Annotated in this window: 9 protein-coding genes; 3 read left to right on the top strand and 6 right to left on the bottom strand. The window is 67.6% G+C overall.

The window, feature by feature from the left end; translation table 11 throughout:
* Positions 1–37: 37 nt before the first annotated feature.
* Together I2501_RS26310 and I2501_RS26305 are read right to left on the bottom strand one after the other, a co-directional pair.
* Positions 38–3,829, bottom strand: a complete 3,792-nt coding sequence (locus I2501_RS26310) for a caspase, EACC1-associated type (RefSeq protein ID WP_196196712.1) — start codon at positions 3,827–3,829, stop codon at positions 38–40.
* Between the two features lie 17 nt (positions 3,830–3,846).
* Positions 3,847–4,239, bottom strand: a complete 393-nt coding sequence (locus tag I2501_RS26305; protein ID WP_196196711.1) for a hypothetical protein — start codon at positions 4,237–4,239, stop codon at positions 3,847–3,849.
* 264 nt (positions 4,240–4,503) lie between these two features.
* On the opposite strand from I2501_RS26305, the gene I2501_RS26300 reads away from it, so the two are divergent.
* A complete protein-coding gene (locus tag I2501_RS26300; protein WP_196196710.1) occupies positions 4,504–5,880 on the top strand; it encodes a hypothetical protein in 1,377 nt (458 codons plus the stop codon).
* Between the two features lie 130 nt (positions 5,881–6,010).
* Here the strand turns inward: I2501_RS26300 and I2501_RS26295 are convergent, their stop codons facing one another.
* Positions 6,011–7,954: a recombinase family protein gene (locus I2501_RS26295; RefSeq protein WP_196196709.1), complete on the bottom strand. Its 1,944-nt coding sequence runs from the start codon at positions 7,952–7,954 to the stop codon at positions 6,011–6,013.
* A gap of 972 nt (positions 7,955–8,926) precedes the next feature.
* Here I2501_RS26295 and I2501_RS26290 point away from each other — a divergent pair.
* A complete protein-coding gene (locus tag I2501_RS26290) occupies positions 8,927–9,319 on the top strand; it encodes a hypothetical protein (RefSeq protein ID WP_196196708.1) in 393 nt (130 codons plus the stop codon).
* A gap of 4 nt (positions 9,320–9,323) precedes the next feature.
* On the opposite strand, the gene I2501_RS26285 is transcribed toward I2501_RS26290, so the two are convergent.
* The 3 genes from I2501_RS26285 to I2501_RS26275 form a co-directional block, all read right to left on the bottom strand.
* The gene (locus tag I2501_RS26285) at positions 9,324–9,605 is read right to left on the bottom strand and encodes a hypothetical protein (RefSeq protein ID WP_196196707.1); all 282 of its coding nucleotides are present in this window, start codon (positions 9,603–9,605) and stop codon (positions 9,324–9,326) included.
* 140 nt (positions 9,606–9,745) lie between these two features.
* Entirely contained in the window at positions 9,746–11,386 is a 1,641-nt protein-coding gene (locus I2501_RS26280) for a hypothetical protein (protein ID WP_196196706.1), read from the bottom strand.
* 113 nt (positions 11,387–11,499) lie between these two features.
* Positions 11,500–14,460 (bottom strand): hypothetical protein, encoded by a 2,961-nt coding sequence (locus I2501_RS26275; protein WP_196196705.1) that lies wholly within the window; start codon positions 14,458–14,460, stop codon positions 11,500–11,502.
* 406 nt (positions 14,461–14,866) lie between these two features.
* On the opposite strand from I2501_RS26275, the gene I2501_RS40740 reads away from it, so the two are divergent.
* Positions 14,867–21,799 carry an RHS repeat domain-containing protein gene (locus I2501_RS40740; RefSeq protein ID WP_196196704.1) on the top strand — a complete coding sequence of 2,311 codons (6,933 nt, stop codon included), beginning with the start codon at positions 14,867–14,869 and terminating at the stop codon, positions 21,797–21,799.
* Positions 21,800–22,379: the final 580 nt, after the last annotated feature.

Here is a 22,379-nt window from a genome sequence, read left to right as displayed (position 1 = left end):
GGGTCCAGCCGCCCCCGGGTGCCCAACCAGGTGCAGTTCAGTGTCGGATGAGAAGGCCCGGGATTGGCTCCTGCGCACGGATCCGCCAGGCGGGGACGCGGATGACGCGGGAGAGGGGTGCCTGGGCTGCGCCGTTTCCTCCGCTGTCCAGGCCGGTGAGGAGACGTGCTCGGGCATCCAACAGGCGAAGGTGACGTGCGGCCTCCTCGTCCGGGGAGGGGCCGGGATCGATGAGTATGGCGAGGTTGCCCTCTTCGGCGCTCACCACGAAGTCGCATGGGTAGCCGCCGACCATGGCGTCTCGCTCGAGGTCGGCGTATCCGGCCTTCTCCAGGCGGGCTTGGAGCAGGTTCGCGAGTTCGGTGCGGTCGTCGTCAGTGACTTGTGCCGACCGTACGGCCGGCGAGTTGGTCATGGCGCGTTGGCAGTGGTCGGCCAGCAGCGCTGGCAGACCGCGGCGCTGGGACCACAGGGCGAGGTCGCCCACGACCGTGAGATGGGCTCGGGCACGGGTGATGGCCACGTTCCACATGCGCGTCTCGGCGGCCACCCAGTCGAGACTGTCGGGAGCTGCCGTGGGGTCGAGGACGAGGCTGAGGATCACGGCGTCACACTCGTCGCCCTGGAAGGCGTGGATCGTACCGGTCTTCACCCGTTCGTGTTTGAGACGGGACTTGAGTGCGTCGGCCTGGGCGCGGAACGGGGTGATGACTCCGATGGTGGACTGGTCGGGAAGCTGGGCCAGGAGCTCTTCTACGACGGATTCCACCTGCGTGATCTCGGCATGGTTGCGCCAGGAGGTGCCATGCGGCCCCACGGTGGCGGCTCCGGTGGAAACATCCCGCCAGCGCAGCGGCTGCTTGGCCGTGCTGTCAGGTGGCAGTGTGGCGGTGGCCAGGTTTCGGACGTCGGTGAGAACCCGCAGGCGGCCCGCGTAGCAGTAGCCGTTCACCACGGATGCGATGGCCGGATGGCAGCGGTAGTGCTCGTCGAGGAGCAGCGGGGCCGGGACCGCGTGAGCGGCGGCGTCGTAGGCGGAGTGGTCGATGTAGCCGACGCGGTGCTGCTCGAGCCAGGATGCGCTCAGCTTGGCGTCCCGGCGGGCGAGCTGCTCGCGGTGAGGGGGCACGGTGGTGATGTGCCGCAGTTGTTCGGCGTCGCCGATGATCAGGGCGTGCTTTGCCCGGAAGAGCAGCGGCAGGATGGCGGGGACCGAGCACTGACTTGCCTCGTCGATGATGACAAGGTCGAACATCCCCGGCTGGAGCTCCAATTGCTGGACGGAGTGCGTGGTCACCGCCCAGCTTGGCAGCTTGCCCATCAAGGCCCGCTGAGTCGACCGCCGCGACCCGCTTTGGATGAGAGAGGTGCGCCGTTCGGACAGCTCACGCTCGGCAGTTGCCACCTGCTCGCGCACCTGGGCCCGGGAGTATTCCTGGGAGACCCTGGCCGCGTCGGCGGCGAGATCGAGACGCTTGCGGTTGAGTACCTCCAGTTCGCGATAGTCGTGTGTGGCGCGGAGCCGACGCATGAGCACTTCGTTGTCAGCGAAGTCGGCAAGCACACGGAGCCCATCAGGACCGGCGGCGTCGAGAGTTTGCTGTAGTTGTAGCCCGATGTCGGGGTGGACCTGCTGTCTGAAGGCTTTGGCCGACGACCGGCGTCGCCAGGTCCCGAACCAGCGCGTCGTCACACGGCGTCGGGCTGTGCGGGACCATGCCGCCAGTTGCTCGGCCTCACGGGCCCAGGCGGGGGCGAGGTCGCTCACGGCCGTGCGCAAGGCGCTGGCCGACAGCACCCGGCCAGCCGCTGCACGGTCCAGTTGGACCTCCTCACCGACGAGGCATTCGGTCGCCGTCGTCACCGCCTGCAGTTCTCCGGTCAGGTTGTGCAGGGTGCCGGCATGAGTGGTGCTGCTGCGCTGGCCTGCAGTTGGATGCTGTTGCAGGAGCTGGCCCAGGAGCTCGGCCTCGCGCTTTCGGACCTCCTCGTTGCCGGTGCGGATGAGCAGGCCCGGTGCGATGCCGTCGCACCGGCTTTCCACGGTCGTGAGCGCCTGGTTGTTGGTGGAGGCGATCAGAACTGACCAGCCCAGGCTTCGAGCGGTGGTGTTCAATGCCGTGACCAGCTGGCTCTTGCCCGTGCCGGCCGGTCCGGCCGCCACCGTCAGCCGCCGTGTCAGAACTGCCTGGATCACGGCCTGCTGCCGCTCGTTCAGGGGAGCCGCGGAGACGATCGTTGGCTGCGGACGCCGAGGGCCGGTAGCACTTTCGGGGGAGCCGAGCAGCGCGGCGAGGGCGGTCCGCTCGAACTGCGGAATTCGCGTCCGCAGAGCGGCCAGGTTGTCCACGAGACCCGCGGTCATCGCGGTCGACCCGCGGGTCGTCAGCAAGATCGCCGTGTTGTGGGCGCCGCGGCGCACCTCCGTGTCCGCGCTGTGGCGGCTGAGCGCCAGCGGGTCGAGCGGGGTCAACTCGTCAAGGCCGACCTCGCGGAGCAGGTCGCGAATCGCCTTCTGCATCTGCATCGCATTGCCGTGCTGCCACGTCGGCTGCCAGGCGAGGGTGAGGCCGGCCGCCTCGCCCTGGTCGAGAAGCTCGTGGAGTACTCCGGGGTGCAGGAACGGCAACCCTGCGGGTCGCAGCAGTCGCCGCCCGTCCTGTCCCACGGTCTGTTCGAGTTGCTGCATCAACAGGGGTGCCAGCCGCACCTCGACCCTGCGACCGCGTTGGTGGGGCAGAGTTACAACCGGATAGCCGTACCAGATCTCCGGGGTGTCCTTCGCGGCGCCGGATTCCGACCGCGGCAGTTGCTCCGGAGCCTCCACCTGCTCGTCGCTGCCGCACATCAGGTGCTCGGCTATGCCGTCGAGCAGGTCGTACCGGTCGTACTGGTCCCGGCGCGGCATGGTCGCCCCGGCGGACTCCTGCGTCATGCACGCCAGGTAGTAGCTCAGCAGCCGTTCCCACTGCGCCCCGGCACTTTGCTCCGCGCGTGCTCGCCCGGCCGCCTTCCCCGGGATCTCCGGCGCAGGCTGTGCGAGGGCGGAACCGGCTGGTGGGGCGGGCAACGTGACTGCACGGGCCGGTGAACGGGCGATCACCAGCGTTCCGCTGGCTCCGACCATCGACCGTGTCGGCCGCTGTTCCTTGGCAACGCCGCTGCCCATCAAGCGCTGTGTGACGTAGGCGAACAGCGCATCCACGGTCACGGTGCCGTCGCTGACGAGCCCCTTCCGCAAGCCCTCGACGATCTCGCCGGTGAACCGGGACATGCCCAGCGGCGCGTCGACGAACGCCTCTTGCAGCGCGTCACTCGCGGTGATCACGTAGACGCCCCTCGGGCGCAGCGGCCCCTGCTCGAATTGGTCCCGTGCGTGAGGACCCAGGCCCTTCGCCGAGAGCGACTGGGCCACTGACCCGCTGTCGCAGCAGTCCAGCAGCACCAGCTTGGAGGCGGCCCGGCACTCTTGCAGCTGTCGGTGGAGGAATTCAGCCGACACCGCCGTGTGCGGCAAATCCTGCGGGTCCGCGTCACGCGTCAGGAAGTACAGCTGGCCGTCGTCCTGGTCGAACTGGCCGTGCCCACTGAAGTACAGCAGCGCGGTCTCGGACTGCTGCCGGTCAGCGAGGTAGTCCTCCACCGCGCACATCATCTCCGCGCGTGTCGGTTCGGCCACCGTCGTGCACGGATTGAACATGCCGATGTCCAGCCGCTCCAGCACTTCCTTCATGTAGTGCAGGTCCGCCCGGACTGCTGGCAGATCACGCACGTGCGGATGCGTGTACTGCGACACCCCCACCAGCAGCGCGTACCGATCGTTGTTCAACACTGCGACGGTGCCCCTCAGGCCGAGTCCGCGTCCGGGCCGTCTCCCGCTGTCGGGGCAGGCTGGGCCGCTGACAGGCTGCCGCTTTGCATGAAGCGTTCCAGCATCTCCGGATGCTCACTCAATTCCTTGGCAACAGCAGTGAGTTCTGCGCCATCAGCGCGACGGAACCGCAGCTGTTGGCGCGAGACGCGCGCCATCCACACTTGCAGCGCGCCAATCGCCAAGCCTCCGCCATTGATGACCAGTCCGATGACCTCAATGGCACCTGCGCCCTTGCCGTCCGGGCTGGACCGGCGGTCGCCAGGCAGCGGGGAGGCCGTGACACCGCCGGCCGCCAGGTGCGCCTTCAGCTCCCGCACCCGGCGCATCGCCCGCAGCACGTCGTCGTCCACGATCTCGACAGCCAACTCGTCTGATGCCAGCACTGATCTCCCCCTCGACGCATCGCCGTGCAATGCAGCAGGCAGGCCACGACCCGGAGGCTAGCCCGAGCCTCCCTTTGGACGCAGGCGAACGGTGGCCGTGGCCGGGCAAGAAGCAGAAATGGCCTGAAAATGTCCGGCGCATGCCATGTGCTTTCAGGCGCCGCCTTGCGCCCTGCCTGCGCCCCCGAGGCCGACGTTAGGCTCCACGACTTGCCGTGCCAGTGGAGCGAGCGCCTGGGGGAGAGCGTGGAGTCGGTTGCCGAAGTCCTGCACGACCTGATCCGCACCTCGAACGTTGCCGTCGACGCGAGCAGCAAGCTCGTCGGCAGCGTTGAGGCAGCTGCGGCGGAGGACGACAAGGAACGCGAGAACGACGCCCTGGAACCCTTGCGCCGCAAGCCCCGCCTGCAGGCGCTGTCGGCAAGGGAGGTGCAGCAGCCGATCGAGCTGACCCCGTGGGAGGTTCTGCACACCCTGGGGAGGGCCATCAGCCTTTCCCACCGTGGCGCCGGACGCGGTCTCGCCGAACACTGGGCCTGCCTGAAATACACCCAAGCCCTCACCGGCCGCGAAGAAGCCTTCATGGCCCTGTCCACCGAGGGAAAGGAGACCGCCAACTACTACAAAGCCATCCAGTCCGACGAACTCGGCGTCGGATTCGCGCTCGCGACCGCCCGCCGCCTGCTGCGCGCGCAGTACCCCGGCCACGCCGTCACCTTCGTCCCCGCTAGCTCAGCCGTGCGCGCAGGCTTCGCGCTCACCAGCAAGGACGCCGGAAAGGGCGGCGCCAGCGTCGGCTACCGCTACCGGCCCCAGTTCTTCGCCGAAGTATGGAAGCCCGGCGAGCGCTCCCGTGCCATCCCCATCGCGATCAAGGGCAACCACAGCAACGCCGCCGTCTCCCACACCCAGCTCGCCTCCGCGTCCGTCCACGCCGAGGGCGTGCACATCGGCGCGTGGAACCAGACCCCCGCCCTGCTGTTCAGCACCTCGCTGCCCATGGACGGACCGCTCACCGTTCACGCGCTCCAAGCGAAGGGAACCGGAGGCTGGCTGAAGAACTCAACGCAGCCGCAGACCGGGGTCAACCATGAGGCCCTCCAGCAGAACCTCTACCCCGGAATCCAGCCGCCCTGGGACGAGGAAGCCGGGCCCCGGCCCGACGGTCTCCCCGGCTGCCACGTTGAAGCTTCCGACTTCGAGTGGTTCCAGCAAGTCCTGGCCCGTACCGCCGCCGCCAGCCTCGGGGCCTTCGCCGGCCACGACCGCACCACCGCTCGCTACCTCCTGCAACGGCAGGGCCGGAACCGCTACACCCGCCTCGTCCACGCCGCGACCGACAGTGTTCAGGACGCCGAGTACGACTTCTTCGGACGGCACTTCGTCGGCACCGACCACGTCTTCCGGATCAACCACACCCGCGTCGAAGCCTTCTCCGGGATCGACAGCGACCTCTTCACCTACCTAGCGAGCGGGCGCCTGGACCTGTACCGGGAGACGATCCACGACGAGTGGCAGGACCGCCGGCGCGCCGCATGGGACCGCGGCTGGAACGGTCCGGTGTCCGTCCTGGACGACGGCACCGTGCTGGCCCTCCGACTCCTCGATCAGAGCGACTCGTAGCGGCCTGATCCAGCGGAAGCCGTACCTCACTCCGCCACCGCCCACCCAACAGCCTGCGCCTTGCATCTCATGGGCACAGCGCTGCTGGGCACGTGGCCGCCCGCGGCGGCGGACACTGGCCGAGGAGCGGCTACGAGGGCAGCAGTAGCTGGAAGGGAGCCGCTCCCGGCGGTGAGGGTTCGGACTCCACCGCCACTTGACCGTCCGCGGGCGCCAGCCACGCGCCCACTGACCCCTCGATACGTACAGGAGGAACGGGCGCGCCAGTGGCGACGGGTGTGCCCGGAAGGTCGGCGACGGCACACATGAGCTGCTCCCACATGCCGCTGGTGGACCATTTCTGCCAGATCGACCGTGCGCCGGGGAACTCGCTCCAACTGCGGCCGGTGCGTGCCTTGGTGAGGATGGCTTCGACATAGGCGCGGGGCGTGTCCTTGGGCTTGCGTCCTCTGCGGTCGGTGAAGATCGGGGCGAGGCGGTCCCACGCCTCGTCGGTGAGGAGTGGCACGTCAAGGTTCCGGCTGCGGAACCAGGAACAGAGCGCGTCGTCGCTGCGCACCCGTCGCCCGGTCCTGGGGGCGAGCACGGTCACTCGCAGGTCCAAGCGGCCGTAGGTCTCTTTCAGCTGGCCGGGGGTCGGGGCGTGCAGGAGGCGGACCGCTGCGTGTGCGAGTCGGCGAAGTTCGCCCGCCTGGAGCCGTTGCTCGGCGGCGGTTCTTTGCCGCTCGAGGATTTTGTCCCGGGGGGCCTCCAGCAGAGCCAGGTCTTCTTCCAGGGGCCCGGTTGCGCGTTCGGCGACCAGTTGAGCAGCCTCGGGACCGAGTCCCCGGCGGACGGCCTGCAGGGCCGTCGTGGCCGTGGTCACGCCGATCGCGGTCTCCAGCTCCGCGATCCGCGGGGCAAGGATACGGACCTCGGCTTCGTCCTCGACACCCGTCTGCATCGTCTCGCCCGGCGGCTCGGCCAGTGTGGCAAGCCTGTCGGGGTCGGTGATCAGGGCGCTGACCGCGGACCAGATTCGACTCTCCAGTTCTTCGGCGTCCAAGCTGCGGCAGCCGCACTTCGCCTTGCCACTAACGGAAAGCCGGTTCCCGGAGCAGCGGTAGCTGCGGCGCCTGCTGCGCCCGTGGACGAGGCCGGTGTAGTGGGCACCGCACAGCCCGAAAACGTGCCCGGAGAGTGGGTGGACGGCGTCGGCGGAACGGGGCTTGCGCCCATCCGCGGTCCTGGCGAGGGCCTCGTTGAGTGTCCGCAGTTCCGTGGGGCTGAAGGCCGGGTCCAGGCGGATCTCTACCCGCTCGCCGAACAGCGGTGATCCGTCGGCGTCGACCTGGACCCAGGCGTTGGCGGGGTCGCGGAACACGCGCCGTGACTCCTGGATCGTCTGCCCGGTGAGGATCTTCCGCAGGGAGCCTCGGGGCCATGGGCCGCCGGTCGCGCCGGGGATCCCCTCCGCGTTGAAGAGCGTCTCGATCTCGCTGCACGTCAGTTGCTCCTCGACGAGGAGGCGCCGGGCGCGGTGCAGAATCGCGTGGGCGGACTCCTTGCCGCCGGTGTCGAGGACCAGGCGGCTCTCCCCGCGGCGGCCCCGGTTCTCGATCCGGTAGCCGTACGGTGGCCGCCCCCCGGGCCAGCCCCCGGCCTCGGCCTTCTCCTGCACGCCGCCCTGAGTCCGGTCGCGGATCACGATGCGCTCGTCCTCTGCGGCGTCCTGGGCCTTCCTCATCCGGGAACGGCCCTGCTCGGTGGTGTTGTCGTAGTCGCCCTTCACCACCGCGACGAAGATCCCCAGGTCCTCCAACTGCCACACCCAGGGCCAGAAAGCGCGCCCGCGCCGCCCGATCGCCCGCTCCTCTGCGACCACCACGACGTCGAACGGCCGCGGGGTGCGCCGGGCCTGGGCCATCAGCTCCCTCAACTCGGGACGCTCTGTGTGATCCAGGCTCCCGCTGAAGCCCTCATCCGCGAACGACGCGACCAACTCCCAGCCCTTGGCGTCCACATACTTTGCAACGCGCTTCGCGGTGTAGGAGATGCCGTAGCCGTGGGCCTGCTCCTCAGTCGAGACCCGCAAGTAGGCCACCGCACGCAGTACGCTCGTTGCGGTCGAGCTCCGCGCCAGCAGCTCGACCGCCGATGGTGCGAGCCTGCCCATTCTCCCCCGTCCTGCCGTGCTTCGCGGCCACGGTCGGCTGCAGTCGATCTGTGTAGCCCGAGCCACAGTTGAAGATGGCCCGTAGGTCTGTCGGATGCGATCAGACAGCGAGACTGTTACTTGATCACATCCTGCCCACGGCAGGGCCCCACCAACACCGCTCGAGTTGCAGGTCGCTGGGCCTGTCGCACGGGAATCGAGGTCTGGGTGCCGCATGGGTGGCAGACAGGACGTGGGATTGCACCTGGCGACCAGGCATGGCGTTCAATGGGTCGGTCGGCATCATGGCAAACCTCGCACGCCTGGCAGCCCAGCGCGGCAGTCCGGTGGCGGCTCGGCTGTTAGTGAACCACGTCATCGGGTTCTCCTCCGGTCCCTTGAACCGTGACCCCATGACGAGGAGCGCGGTGATCGGCGCGAAAGCGACAGCGCGCTCCCTTGGGGGACGTTCCGGGCGAGCACGGCAGCTCCTTCCGCAGGTCGACGGCTTGTCGCCGATACGGATGTGCTTGTCCGACATGTCCCTCGCAGTGGCCCTGGCCTGGAAGACCGTGCCCCTGCTACGGGCTACCTGTGACTCGGTGAGTACTCTCTCGCCGACGCGGTGAGTGCGAGGGTAGGTCGGAAGGACCAGACCATGAAGAATCCGTTCAGAGACGGTGGCCCACTCGATTTCGCACTCGGATTCTCAGGTCTGGTGGCGACGATCGGCCTCCTGGTGAAGAGCTGAGAGGGCATCCGCACGGCGCCTCATGGGGATGGGTCGCGTTCGCTGGCGTCATGCTCGTGCTGACGCTCGACGGCCTGTATCGACGATTTCGGGCTCGCCGACAGAAGAAGGGAGACTAGGGGTGTGACCTGCATACTTGGGGTCCGCCCTAGGAGGAGTTCATGGTCATCAAGGTCGTAGCCGTGTTCTTTTTCACGCTGGTGGCGCTGTTCGTCATGAGCGCCGTGTGGCTCCTGTGGTTGCGCCCGCGGCGTTTTGCGGACCGGCTCGCCAAGCATGCCCTCCTCCCGCCGAAGGAGCGCAGTCGGATGCGGGGCCTTCTGCCGCTGGCCGTTTTCGCGGTCTTCGTCGATGTGCTCGTGCTGGGCCGAGCCTTTGGGGTAGTCGCGCTTGAAGTCGTTGCCGTGGTCGGGATCGTGGTCTGCTTGTTCCTGCACCTCACGGTTTTCCTGTTCAACCAGCCGAGGTTGCTCGCCCCACCGGGCATGCGCGACGACTTGGGATACGCAGCCGAGTGGCGACAGCGCCGGGGCAGGGCCACTCCGCCGGCGTAACAGGTCACTGCTCGCCCTGGTGTTCGGCCTCCATGGCCTTGCGGGCCTCGATCACGACGACCTCCGGACTGCCGGACCCAGCGGAGAGCACTCGCTTGATCCCGGCGATAACGGCCTCAACGGGCAGCTGACGGTGCGGCAGCAGAACCTCGCTCAGGGCCCGGGTGCCCTCGCATTCCTTGTGAGCGTCAGGGGCCGCCGCCCAGAACGCGTCAAGAAAGCTGGTTTGCCGCCCTGGTATCGGGGAGGGTTTGGGCAGCAGTCCATGGCTGAACTCGCGCTGCATTCTGGAGCCGGCGGCACGGCTGGCTCCCGGAGCCCGACCTACTCGGACGAGTGCGTCGACCACGTTGGGCCGAAGTCCTCCGGGTGTGCAGCGTTGATGATGCCCGGGGCCACCGCCCAAGCGGCGGCCCCGAGTGGTGATCAGCTGACCTGGATGGTGGCGGTGGTGGACGCGTTGGTGTTCCAGACGCTGGTGGCCTGGTAGCTGAGGGTCCAGGTGCCGCTGGTGGTGGGGCGTGCCCACAGGGCGAGGTAGCCCTGGGTGTTGGTGTGTGCGGTGCCGTCGAGGTAGCTGCGGGTGGAGCCGGTGGGGCGGAACCACAGTTGGACGGTCTGGTTGGCGTCGGGGGTCCAGGGGCCGTAGCCCTGCTGGGCGAGGGTGCCGGTGAAGTGGACCCAGGTACCGGGGCGGACGCTGGTGGTGGTGGGGCCGCCGGTGATGCGGGTCTGGTAGCGGAAGGTGTGGACGGTGTCGCTGACGGCTTGTGCGTAGCCGGGTGCGGTCGGCGTGTAGAGGCGCCAGTGGCCGTGTGGATTGGACGCGTGCACGGTGTGGGTGGCGGTGGCTGCGGGCAGCGTCGTGATGGTGGTCCAGCCGGTGCGGCCGTCTGCGGATTGCTGGAGTTGCACGGTCCCGCCCGGAGTGCTGGTCGGGCTGGTGATGCTCTGGTGGAACGTGAGGTTGCTGTTGGCGTCGATCGACGCTCCGGACAGCTCCAGGGCGGGCTGATCGGGGACGGAGGTGATGGTGAAGTCGGCCTGGGTGGTGGCGAGGTAGGAGGTGGCCCGGGCCATGTTGACCGGCCAGGTGGCGGTCGCGTCGGGGGCGGTGGTGGTGAAGGCGAAGCGGCCGGTCGTGTCGGTCACGGCCTGGGGGCCGGAGGTGGTGCCGTCGCCGTTGAGGAACAGCCAGGTGCTGGGGAGCGGGTGCCAGCCGGCGCTGTTCTGGTACTGGAGGGTGCCGGTGACGGTGATGGGCGTGCCTGCGGTAGCGGTCGCGCTGTTGTGGTCGAGAAGGATCCGGGTGGGCAGGTCGTGGGTGACGGGGATGGTGGTGGCGGGGCCCGTGACGGTGTCGGCGGGGCAGCCTTCGGGAGTCGGGTCGGTGAGCGATGCGGTGACGGCGACGGGTTCGTCGCCGGTCCAGGCGGGTGCGGGTTGGAAGGCGATATGGAAGCTGCCGCCGGAGGCGAGGGTGTGGGTGGTGGCGGTGCTTCCGCTGCCTAGGCCGTCGTCGCCGGTGGCGGTGACGTTGATCGGCCGGGTCCACGGGGTGCTGGTGTCGCCGGTGTTGGGGTCGTAGGTGGTGAGGGTGCCGGTGACGGTCTCGACGGGGTTGTCGTAGGACAGCGGGCCTGGACTGAAGGCGGTGTCGTGGAAGACGGGCAGCGGCTTGATGGGGATGGCGCAGCCGCCGACGAAGGTCTCGTAGCTGGGGGTTCCGTCCGGGGCGTAGGCATGGGCGGACAGGTAGTAGTCGGCGGCGGGCAGGTCGAGCGGGGCGGTGGTCTGCCAGCTGCCGTCGGCCGCGGGCTGGCCGATGGTGATGTCGATGTCGGGGCCGGCGGTGTCGTTGGGGTAGCTCTCGCGCAGGGTGAACGTGACGTGACCGACGGCCCCGGTGGTGGTCGCCTGCAGGACGTAGCCGTGGCTGGTCTGCAGTGCGGCCAGGCCGGCTACCTGCGGCTGGGGGTCGGCGGCGAATGCAGCGGCTGGCCAGGCGATGGCACCGGCGATGAGCGCAGTGGTGGTGGCCGCGGACAGAAGAAGGTTGCGCCTCATGGGGCAGCTCCTGGATGCGGAGGTCGGGTTTGGATGGCTGCGTCTGTGAATGCCCAGAGCCGCCGCCCGTGCCCAGGCGGGCGGGCGGCGGCCGAAGTGCGGGTGGCACAGGTTCAGTTGAGGCTGGTGATGTTGCTGCCCCAGCCGGTCGAGGTCATGGTGACCGGCGCTTGGAAGGCGTTGACGTTGCCGGTTCCGTCGAGTGTGGTGGTGATCAGGTCGAGGGCTCCGCTCGGGGTGACGGCCCACAGGGCCGGTCCGTTGGTGGCGCCGCTTGTGACGGTTCCAAGTGGGCCGTCGGAGGTGATCATCGGGTAGGTGGCCGAGGTGTAGCCCGATCCGGCGAGGGTTTTGCTGGTGAGCGTGCCGGTGATGTTGTCGTACTCGGTAATGGCGCCGGTGGAGTTGTTGCGTACCCACAGGGTTGGGGCCCCGTTGATGAGTCCGGGTGAGATCAGGGTGACGCCGGACCAGGCGCTGCCGGTGGCGAGGAGGGTGGCGTTGGTGAACCGCGCGGCGTTGCTGTTGTCGGTGAACAGCCACACGGTCTGTACGTTGTTGTCGTTCTCCAGGGTGACCAGGGCCGGCTGGTTGTAGGTCGCGGCGCTCGGAGGCAGGGCGACGGCCTGCTGCACGTTGGCCCACCCAGTCGTGTTGTAGTTAGTGCTGTCGCCGGTGATCGCGGTGGGTCGGGCGATGGGTGTGATCGGGGTGAATACGCCGGACTTGTTGGTCTTCGAGCAGTAGTTGTTGGCCTCGATGGTCGCCGTCCCGGAGCCGTTGTCGGCCTTCGGCTGGACGACGACGAGGTCGTCGCAGGTCAGGCCGGTGAAGGAGCCGGCGTGGGCGATGATGTCGCCGGTGAAGCCGGCGCCGCCGGGTGCGCTGCTCGCAGGGATGAGGGGTTGTCCGCTGGTGTCGGGGTCGGCGCTGAGGGGGTCGTTGTAGAAGTTCAGGTCGCCGCTCTTGGTGACCGCGGCGATGTCGGGGGTACCGTCGCCGTTGAGGTCGCCCGCGACGCCGGGCGTGTAGGCGCTGTCGGGCACGTAGAAGTCGAAGTGCTGGGGCTGGGCCTGGTTGCCGGCCGCGTCCACGGCGCTGTACCAGAGCGTGTTGGTGCCCCAGTGTTCGGCGGTGACGGTGAACTGCGCTGTCCCGTTGCTGGTGGAGATGGTCTTCTCGCCGTCTCCGCCGCTGGTCAGGGAGGTGCCGTTCATATTGAACAGGAAGTTGGCCACTCCGGAGCCGGTGTCGGTCGCGCTGAAGGTGATGGTGGCGGTGTTGCTGCCGCTTGCCGTTGAAGTGGGCGGCGTTCCGCTCGGCGTCCCGAGAGTCGGGGGTGTGAAGTCGGTCTGGAACCAGCAGTCGGTGGTGGCTGCCGGTGCGGCATCGCTGCCGTAGCCGCCGGGGTTGGTGGCGTAGGCCTGCCACTGATAGATGGCGTTGTCGTCCAGCGGGGGGGTGGTCATGCTGGTCGCCTGCGGATTGGCCTGGAGGGTGACGGTGGTGCCTCCCAGATTGCTCCAGTGCGCGGGCGGGTTGGGCGAGGTCTCGTGGAGCCAGAACTGGCTCGTTTCGGTCGTGCCATAGGAGCCGGAGTCTGGGGAGCTGAGGGTGGCGTTGAGCTTGATGGTCTTGGAGTCGCTGGCGTTGACCCAGTAGCCGGGGGAGGCGGTGTCGACACCTCCCGAGGTTGTGCAGGGCATGGTCTTTCCGCTGTTGGTGATCGACAGGTTGCCCGGCGCCGGCGGCGTGGCCCAGTAGGTGACCTGGAGTTGTGCGCCACCGAGGAGTTCGCGGTAGGCGGTGTCGTCGGACTCGTTCTGGGCTTGGATGACCATCGTTTGGGAGTGGTAGCTGCTCGCGACGGCGTTCTGCACCAGTGAGGTGGCCGAGAAGTCGGCGCTGCCCTGGGAGTTGCTGTTGAGGCTGGCCAAGCTACTGCTGGAGGAGACCGCGGACCAGATGCTGGCGTTGTCCCAGGTCGTACTGGGGTCGATAGCACCGCCGCCGTGCAGGTCATACGGGTTCGATCCTGACCAGGACGACGTCGGCCCCTGCTCATAGATCGTCAGCGTGGCGCCGGTCACGTGCTTGCCAAGCAACCCGGTCATGTCGAAGTTGTACAGGGACCGGGTCACACCGAAGCCGGTGCAGCCGCTGGAGCCGTCGGAACACCAGTCGTCGTATCCCACGTGGTTGTTGCTGTCGTGGGTGTTGTTGCTGCCCTCCCAGAAGCTGCTGCCGGAGTCGACGGAGGAAACCCAGGTCCAGCCCAACTCCTTCGGCGCCAGCGATGGATCGATGACCAGCGGATAGGTGTTGTTGCTGGAAGTCAGCGCCCTGGTCGGGGGCACCAAATCCATGCCCGTGGTGCTGACGTCGACGCCCACAGGCGTCGCAGCGGTGTCCTCGCTCGACGGTGAGGAGCCCTGGCTCGCGCTCTGCCCTGATGCGGCGCCGCTGCTGGAAGTCGGTGTGGACCACATGGTGGCGGTCGGGGAGGAGAAGGCCACGTTCCCGCTGGCGTCGGTGGCCTGCAGGCCGCCGGAGGTGTTGGTAGAGAGGGTGAGGCCCGCGCTGGTGCTTGTGTTGAAGTGGATGTCCGCGAGGGCCGGATTGGCGGCGGCGGTGGCATTGGTGATGACCAGTTGCTCGGTGTAGCCGCCCTCGACGGTTGCGGTCATCTGCAGGTCGACGCCCGGGTACACGCCCGCGTACGTCGCGGTAGCTCCAGAGACCGTGGGAGCAGGGAGCGCGCTGGGCCAGGACACCGACACGCTCTGTCCGGAGCTGTTGGTCAGCGTCGCCAGCGGGCCTGTGCCGCCCGCGGAGAACACGACCCCGGACACCGCGGCCTTCGGCGAGTAGCCGCCGCTGACCGGGGTGAGGGTGGCGTCGACGGGCACCCAGGTGCCGTTCTGCTGGGCGCGGACCGGCAGGACGCCTGCGGTGTAGGTGAACGTCCCGTCGGGGTTGGCCACCGTGGTCGAGGTGCTGGTGGTATCCGCGTCCACCGGGACGCTCTGCCCCGTGGACTGTGCCTGCGCCAGGGCGGCGGCCTCCGGTGACACCGTGACTCCGGGGCCGTCGGCCTGAGCTATGCCTGGAACGGCGAACGCTTGCAGTGCTGTTGCGACGAGCGCGGCGGCGGTGGCCGCGGCAAGACGTGGCAGGCAGCGCCGTAGGCGTCCCCCTGATGTCCCGATCGTGTACCCCATGCGGGGCCTCCCGTGTCAGCGATGGGATATGCGGTGGTGCCGTGAACGCGGCCAACGTAGTCCCGCCCCTGACGGATCTTCAGATATGTGATGCACCTCACATTGACTCTCTGTGCCGATTTTGTGCACTTCTTGCAGACATGTGACGTGCGTTTGCAGGTAAGAGTTCGTCAAGCTACCTCCGTGGGCGATTCGTTGTGGTCGAAGATTCCTTGCGCAGCGCCTGACCAGACGTCACCACTACGCCACGGGGGCACTTGTGGGTAACAGGCAGCATCGTCGCACCCTCCACCGTCGCCGCTGGCCCCGCGTCGCGGCCTTCACGCTTCTGCTCGGCCTGATCGCCATGGCCGTCCCGGACGTCGCCTTCGCGGCGACTTACGCCAAGGGCCAGATCTGGTCCCCGCCGCAGACCTCGCTGCCGAAGGTGCCCACCGTGCCCGGCCACTTCGCCGCACCGCCGCCGAAGGGGACCCCTGCGACGACGACCCCCTACCGGCCCAAGCCGGTAGACCTGCCGGTCGCGGGCCAGACCACCACCGCGCTCCCGGCCGCGACCACGGCAGGTGGCCGCGTCACCGCGCTGGCGAGGAGCGGCGTCAGCACCGGCCCCGGCGTGCGGGTGGGAGCCTCGCCCCTGTGGGTCGCGCCCGCGACCACCGGCGCCGCCGCCCCCTCCGCGGTGAAGGTCCAGTTCGCCGCCCCCGCCGCGGCCCGGAGAGCCGGCTACCCCTCCGGCGTCCTGTTCGGCATCACCCGCAACGATGGCCGCGCCGCAAGCGGCCGCGTGGCCCTGCAACTGGACCGCAGCCTCCTAGCCGGACAGTACGGCGCCGACTTCGACCAGCGCCTCAGCTTGGTGGAACTGCCCGCCTGCGCGCTAACTACCCCTCAGCTCGCCGTATGCCAGAAGCAGACCCCCGTCCCGACGGCCGTCGACCCCGCCACCAAGCGCCTCGTCGCGGACGCCGCCCTGACCGGCGCGGCGAGCACCGCCACGACGGCGGTCGACCACACGGCCGGGACATCGGCCGCGGTTGCGACGGATGCCCAGATGCAGGTGTTCGCTGCGGTCTCCGGGGCCTCCGGCTCCACTGGGAACTTCACCGCCACCCCGCTCCAGCCATCCGACCAGTGGTCGGCCGGCGGTTCGACCGGCGACTTCACTTACAGCTACAGCGTCGACGTGCCCTCAGCCCTCGGCGGTGCCACGCCACAGGTCTCCTTGGACTACGCGTCGTCGTCCGTGGACGGGGAGACCGCGTCCAGCAACACCCAGCCCTCCTGGATCGGCGACGGCTGGTCCGGCATGACCGACTACATCGAGCGTTCCTACCAATCCTGCTCCCAGGACGGCATCGCCAACTCCGGTGACACCTGCTGGGGTTACGGCGGGCACGAGGTCACTGTCGCCGGCAGCAACGTCTCCGGGCAGCTGGTCTATGACGACACCTCCCACGCCTGGCACCTGACGGGCAGCGCGGCCACCGTGACCATGCAGACCGGCGCCCCCAACAGCGCCTACAACGGCGAGTACTGGGTCATCACTCTGCCGAACGGCACCCGCATGTACTACGGCGCCGGAAAGCTCCCCACGGCTGAGGGCGGCACCGGATCCGACCCCGCCAGCAACTCGGTGTCCACCGAACCGATCTACTGTCCCACCAGCGGTGACTGCGACGGCGCCACGTCCGGATCCAGTAGCGACTACGTCGCCAACATGCCCTACCGCTGGTACCTCGACTTCGTCATCGACCCGCATGGCAACGCCACCGCGTACAACTACGCCCAGGAGACCAACTACTACGCCCGCGGCAGCGCCCACTCCAACACGGTCTACGACCGCTCGGCGTACCTGAACACCATCTCCTACGGCTGGCGCGCCTCCGACATCGCCACTGAGGGAGCCAAACCGGCACCGGCCGCCCGCATCGTGTTCACCACCGGTCCGCGCTGCTTCACCTCTGGCTGCTCCCCGCTCGCCTCCGGGACCGCGAGCAGCTGGGACGATGTCCCCTACGACCAGGTCTGTGCTTCAACCGGGACCTGTAACGCGTGGGCGATGGCGTACTTCTCTGAAGTCCGGCTCACCGAGATCCAGACCCAGATCAACACCGGTAGCACCACCACGTTCACCCCGGCGGACGTCGACACCTACACCTTGTCCCAGTCGTTCGTGGACCCCGGTGACGGTACATCCCCGGCCATGCGCCTGGACACGATCACCCGCACCGGCAACGACGGCTCGACGTCGATACCTGTGCAGCCAGTGACGTTCATCTACACAGGAATGCCAAACCGAGTGGCCGGCCCGACAGCTTGGCCGCTGTTCTACCGCTTCCGCATCGTCGCCGTGGACACCGAAACCGGCGGCTACCTGAACGTCGACTACAGCAGCCCCGACTGTAACCAGTCTCCAACCAGCCCTGATCTGCCCACACCCTCGGACGACACCAGACTCTGCTATCAGGAGTACTGGACCCCACCGAAGGCAAACGCACCGATCGAGGACTGGTTCGAGAAATATGTCGTCAAGGACGTCCGTCAGATCGACGGCAGCCAGACCTCGCCCACTCAGGAGACCCAGTACAAGTACCCGGACCCGCCGATCTGGCACCGCAACGACTCCCCACTGACCTCGAACAGTCAGCGCACCTGGGACCAGTTCCGCGGATACGACAAGGTCGAGACCATCACCGGCACAGCTCCGGACCCGCAGACCGACACCATCACTACGTATCTGCGCGGCATGTCCGGCGACTCCACCTCCGCCTCCAGCATGACCCCGCGCTCCTGGCCGGCCGTCAGCTCCTCCTTCGGCGACGGACCCGTCACCGACTCCGACCAGTACGCGGGCATGGCGTTGGAGAAGCAGACCTACGACAAGCCCAGCGGCACCCTGATCAGCGACACGGTCACCATCCCGTGGTCCCAGAGCATCGCCAGCCACGCCGAGAGCAGCCCTGCGGGCCTGCCGGCCGAGCAAGCATGGCTCACCGGAGCCCAGACCGTCATCACCCGCAGCCGCCTCACGGACGGCAGCTACCGCACCACCAAGACCGTCACCCTCTACAACCCCACCACCGGCTTGCCCGTCCAAACCGACAACCAGGGCGACACCTCCAAGCTGGGCAGCTCGGCTTCGCAGGAGACCTGTACGACCACCAGCTACGCGAGCCCGCCGATGAGCGGATCGAATCGCGTGCTCAACAGCGGCATGGTCGACCTGGTCGCCCAGACCACCGAAGTCTCGGTGACCAGCGGCAGCGGTGTCGGCACCGGCGCGTGTCCGGCCAAGACCGCCGCGAACACCATCGCCGACACGCTCGTCCACTATGACGGATCGACCACCAGCACCGTCCCGACGACCGGCGTCGGCAACCCCACCGAGATCGACACGATGACCTGGTGGACCGGTAGCACCGAGAACCTCACCCCCAAGACCACCGCCCCGGCATCCGGCGGCTACGACGTCTACGGCCGCGCCCTCAGCTCCACCAACATGCGCGGTCTCGTCACGACCACCAGCTACACCCCGGCCACGGGAACACTGCCCACCAAGCAGCAGGTCTCCCGCGCCGCGGGGGGCACGGCCGGCACCCTCACCGACACCACCACCCTCGACCAGGCCCGCCAACTGCCCACCAGCGCTACCGATGCCAACAACAACGTCACCAAGGAGTCCTATGACGCCCTCGGGCGCCTGACTGACGTGTGGCTGCCCGGTGCCGCAACCAATTCCCCGTCGAAGAAGTTCACCTACTACATGCCGACGTACATCGTCGACACTGTCCACAACGCCACCATCGTCCCGCGGTCGTGGACCGAGACACAGACCGTGCGCGAAGACGGTAGTTACGCCACCAGTTACGACATCTTCGACGCATTCATGCAGGACCGCCAGCAGCAGGACGTGTCCCAGGACAGCAGCAACTCCAACAGCACCCTGGTCACCGACGACTTCTATGACTCCCACGGCTGGCAGATCAAGACCAGCAACCCATACGTCCCGCAGGGCTACAGCGGCCCCCCGACCTCGACCCTCTACGAGGGCACCGACGGCGGGACCCCCGGACAGACCGTCACCACCTACGACGGACTTGGCCGCACCATCGGATCCAGCTTCTACTCCTACGGGCAACTGCAGTGGACCACCACCACCGCATACCCCGGGGCCGACCGCACCGACGTCTCCCCGCCCACTGGCGGCAACGCCACCAGCACCTTCACCGATGCCCTTGGCCGCACCACCGCCTCCTGGCAGTACAACTCGAACACCGCCACCGGCAACTCCTCCGACGCCGTCACCACCAACTACAGCTTCGCCGTCACCGCCACCTCCACCGGTGGCTACGGGATGCTGACCACCATCGACGACGGCACCCACCAGCGCACCAGCATCACCGACGCCGCCGGCAACACGGTGCAGAGCACCGACCCCGACACGGGCACCACCACCTCCGGCTACGACTCCGAAGGCGACCTGCAGACCAGCACGGATGCCAACGGCACCACTCTCAACTACAACTACGACAACCTCGGCCGACAGCTCAGCATCTACGACGGCAGCACAGAGCTGGAAGCGTGGGCGTACGACACCGCTCCCGGCGGTAAGGGCCTCCTCGCCTCCCAGGCCTCCTACAGCAGCGGCAACCCCTACATCCAGTCCATCGACGGCTACACCAACCGCGGCGCGCAACTGGGCACCAAGACCACCCTGCCCGCAGCAGAAGGCAACCTCGCCAACAGCTACGACATCCAGTACGCGTATACCCCGGTCACCGGCTTGCTCGACCACACCACCTACAACGCCGACGGCGGCCTGCCCGCCGAGACCGTCTACAACGGCTACGACGAAGCCGGCTCCCTGGTCAACTCCGGCGGCAGCGCCACCTACCTCGCCGGCGCCGTCACCGACCCCTGGGGCCGCGTCACCCGCACCACCCTCGGTGCCACGCCAGACCAACTGGTCCAAACCTCGTACTACGACACCGCCACCGGCCGCCAAACCGAGCAGATCCTCGACAAGGAAAACGGCACCGGCCACGTCGACGACACCACCACCTACTGGAACCCCGCAGGCAAGATCACCGCCCAAATGGACGTCCAGGACTCCGGCACCGCCACCGACCTGCAGTGCTACACCTACGACACCCAGGGACGACTGCAGACCGCCTGGACCGACACCGGCAACGGCACCAGCTACGTCACCACCCAAGCCGCACCCAGCGTCCCCAACATCGGCGCCTGCACCGACACCGCCCCGACCGCGGCCACCAACGGCGGACCCGCCCCCTACTGGGAGAGCTACAGCTACAACACCTCCGGCAACCGCACCGGCTTGACCGACTACAACACCAGCGGACAGGTCACCAGCTCCCAGAACCTCGCCTACAACGGTGCCACCGGAACCACCGGCCAGCCCGACACGCTCCAAACCGCGACCGCCGCAGACAGCACGGGCACCACCCAGAGCACAGCCACCTACGGCTACAACCCGGACGGCACCACCAAAACGCGCACCGTGACCAACGCCGCTGGGAGCCAGACCAGCAACCAGACCTACAGCTACGACCCGCTCGGCCGCACCACCGGCGTCAGCGACAGCGCTACCAACACCAGTACGGGCTACATCTACGACGCCTCCGGCAACCTGCTCCTGCAGAAGGACACGACCGACGGCAACACCAGCACCACGCTCTACCTGCCCGGCGAACAGCTCTACCTCAACTCCTCGCGCGGAATCACCGCCCAACGCTTCTACTCCACCGGAACCGGCCCGACCGTCATCCGCGACAACACCGGCGCCCTCACCTACGAAGCCAGCACCGACCAAGGCACCGGCACACTCACCATCAGCTCGACGCTGACGAATGAGACCCGCCGCGCCTACACCCCGTACGGCACCCCACGCGGCACCACCCCCAGCACCTGGGTCGACGACCGCGGCTACCTCGGGCAGCCAACCGATCCCGTCACTAATCTCGATCTCCTCGGGGCACGCGAATACGACCCCGGAACCGGACACTTCCTCCAACGCGACCCCATCCTCGAAGCCACCGACCCCAACCAACTCGGCGGCTACACCTACTCCGGCGACGACCCCGTCAACGGCAGCGACCCCAGCGGGCTCATGTGCGTCCAGGGAGTCTCCAGCCCCAACTGCGGTGGGGCGAACGGTGGCTACAGTCCTCCGCAGACCGGTGGAGGAGGATCCGGTAGCGGTGGCGGCAACGGTGGAGGTGGCAGTGACGTTCCGTCAGGCAGCGGAGGCAGCGGAGGCAGCGGAGGCAGCGGAGGCAGCGGAGGCAGCGGAGGCAGCGGAGGCAGCGGACGCACCGGCACAGCAGGCGGCGACAGCACCCATTCAGTCTGGCGCTTCTCCGACTGCGGCGGCCAGCCTATGTGTGAAAAAGACTTCGAAGACACCATGGCCAGCATCCCGACGATCCAGTCGAACTGGACGTACGAGCAGTGCCTGGGCAGCAAGGACACACCCCAGTGCGTAGCCGCCCATCTGAAGTCTGACGCCATGCCCATCACTACCGACGGAACTAACATCACCGAGACGACTACCTATGTTCAAAGCCTTGTCACAACTACCACATACGGTCCTGCGCCCACTCCGAAGAAGAGCTGCGGTTGGTTCAGTCTTTGCACGCTCCACAACGTCCTGAATGCCGCGTCTGCGATTGCTCCGGCAGTCATGATTATTGCAATGGCAGTTCCTGGTGTGAACCTCATTGCCTATACAGCCCTGGCTATAGACGCCCTCTCGCTCGCCGACTCTGCATGGTCGATCGACAATGACTTCTCGGCGGGAGGCGGCGGAATTGAGTCGGTGGGTACCTGGCTGGATATGGGGAGCGCAGCGCTGACATTGGTTGGCATGGGTACCGCGCTACGCTCACTCAATGCAGGGGCCCGCGCCGCAGGGGCGGAGGAGGACTTGGCCTCGGCCCGAGCCGGCGCCCGCTCCGGCAACCCCTCGAGGTCAAGCGCGGCTCGCACTGTTTTGCCGGGGGCTAGAGCTGCAGATCGTGTCGCCCAGAAGACCAAGGAGGCAGCAGAGGGAGTAGACTTCCGGGTCAGTCTCGGAGGGTCTGCCCTCGGAGCCGGGGATAATGCCTACTCGAATTACAGCAGCGGTCGGGGTTGGTGGCCGTTCCCCGCTGTTTGTCCCGCTTGTTGATTTGGGGTGGACGTGGCAAGTGAGCTCATTGGACTTGGACCCGTACTTCGCTTGACCAGGCGACTCGGCGCTTTCTTCCGGCCTTCGGATGCGGAGGAGTTCCTGGTTGATTTGAGGCAGGGTTCTGTGCCGGCTACCAATAGGAACATTCGCGTGATTAGGTACTATGGTGGATTGGCCTGGATCTCCTTGGGAATCCGATCGGGGGCTGTGGCAATACTGCTACCGGTGCTCATCTACTCCGCACTAGGAGCACGCGGCGCGTGGATAGACATCGCAGCTGCCATTCCTGTCGGAGTTGTCGCTGGGTGTCTCGGGCTTGGTGTTCGCATGTATTCTCGTGCTGCTGGAATGACGCGGCGGGAGCGTATGCGGGTAATCGACTTTGACGCGCCGTTCCCTGGAGGGTTGATGGGGCTTCGGGATGCCTGGATAGAAGTCATTGGGATTTCTTCCTTGGTCATTCTGGCCGGAATTGCGTTGGCGTTCGCTTCAAGTCACCAGTAGGCTAGACCGAGGCCCCGCATTAGAGTGCGCCGGTCGGCCGGGGCTACACTGAGTCGCCCGGTGATGTGCCGGT

This window comes from Streptacidiphilus fuscans, assembly GCF_015690355.1.
GTDB classification, from domain to species: domain Bacteria; phylum Actinomycetota; class Actinomycetes; order Streptomycetales; family Streptomycetaceae; genus Streptacidiphilus; species Streptacidiphilus fuscans.
This window is presented reverse-complemented; position numbering and strand designations above follow the sequence as displayed.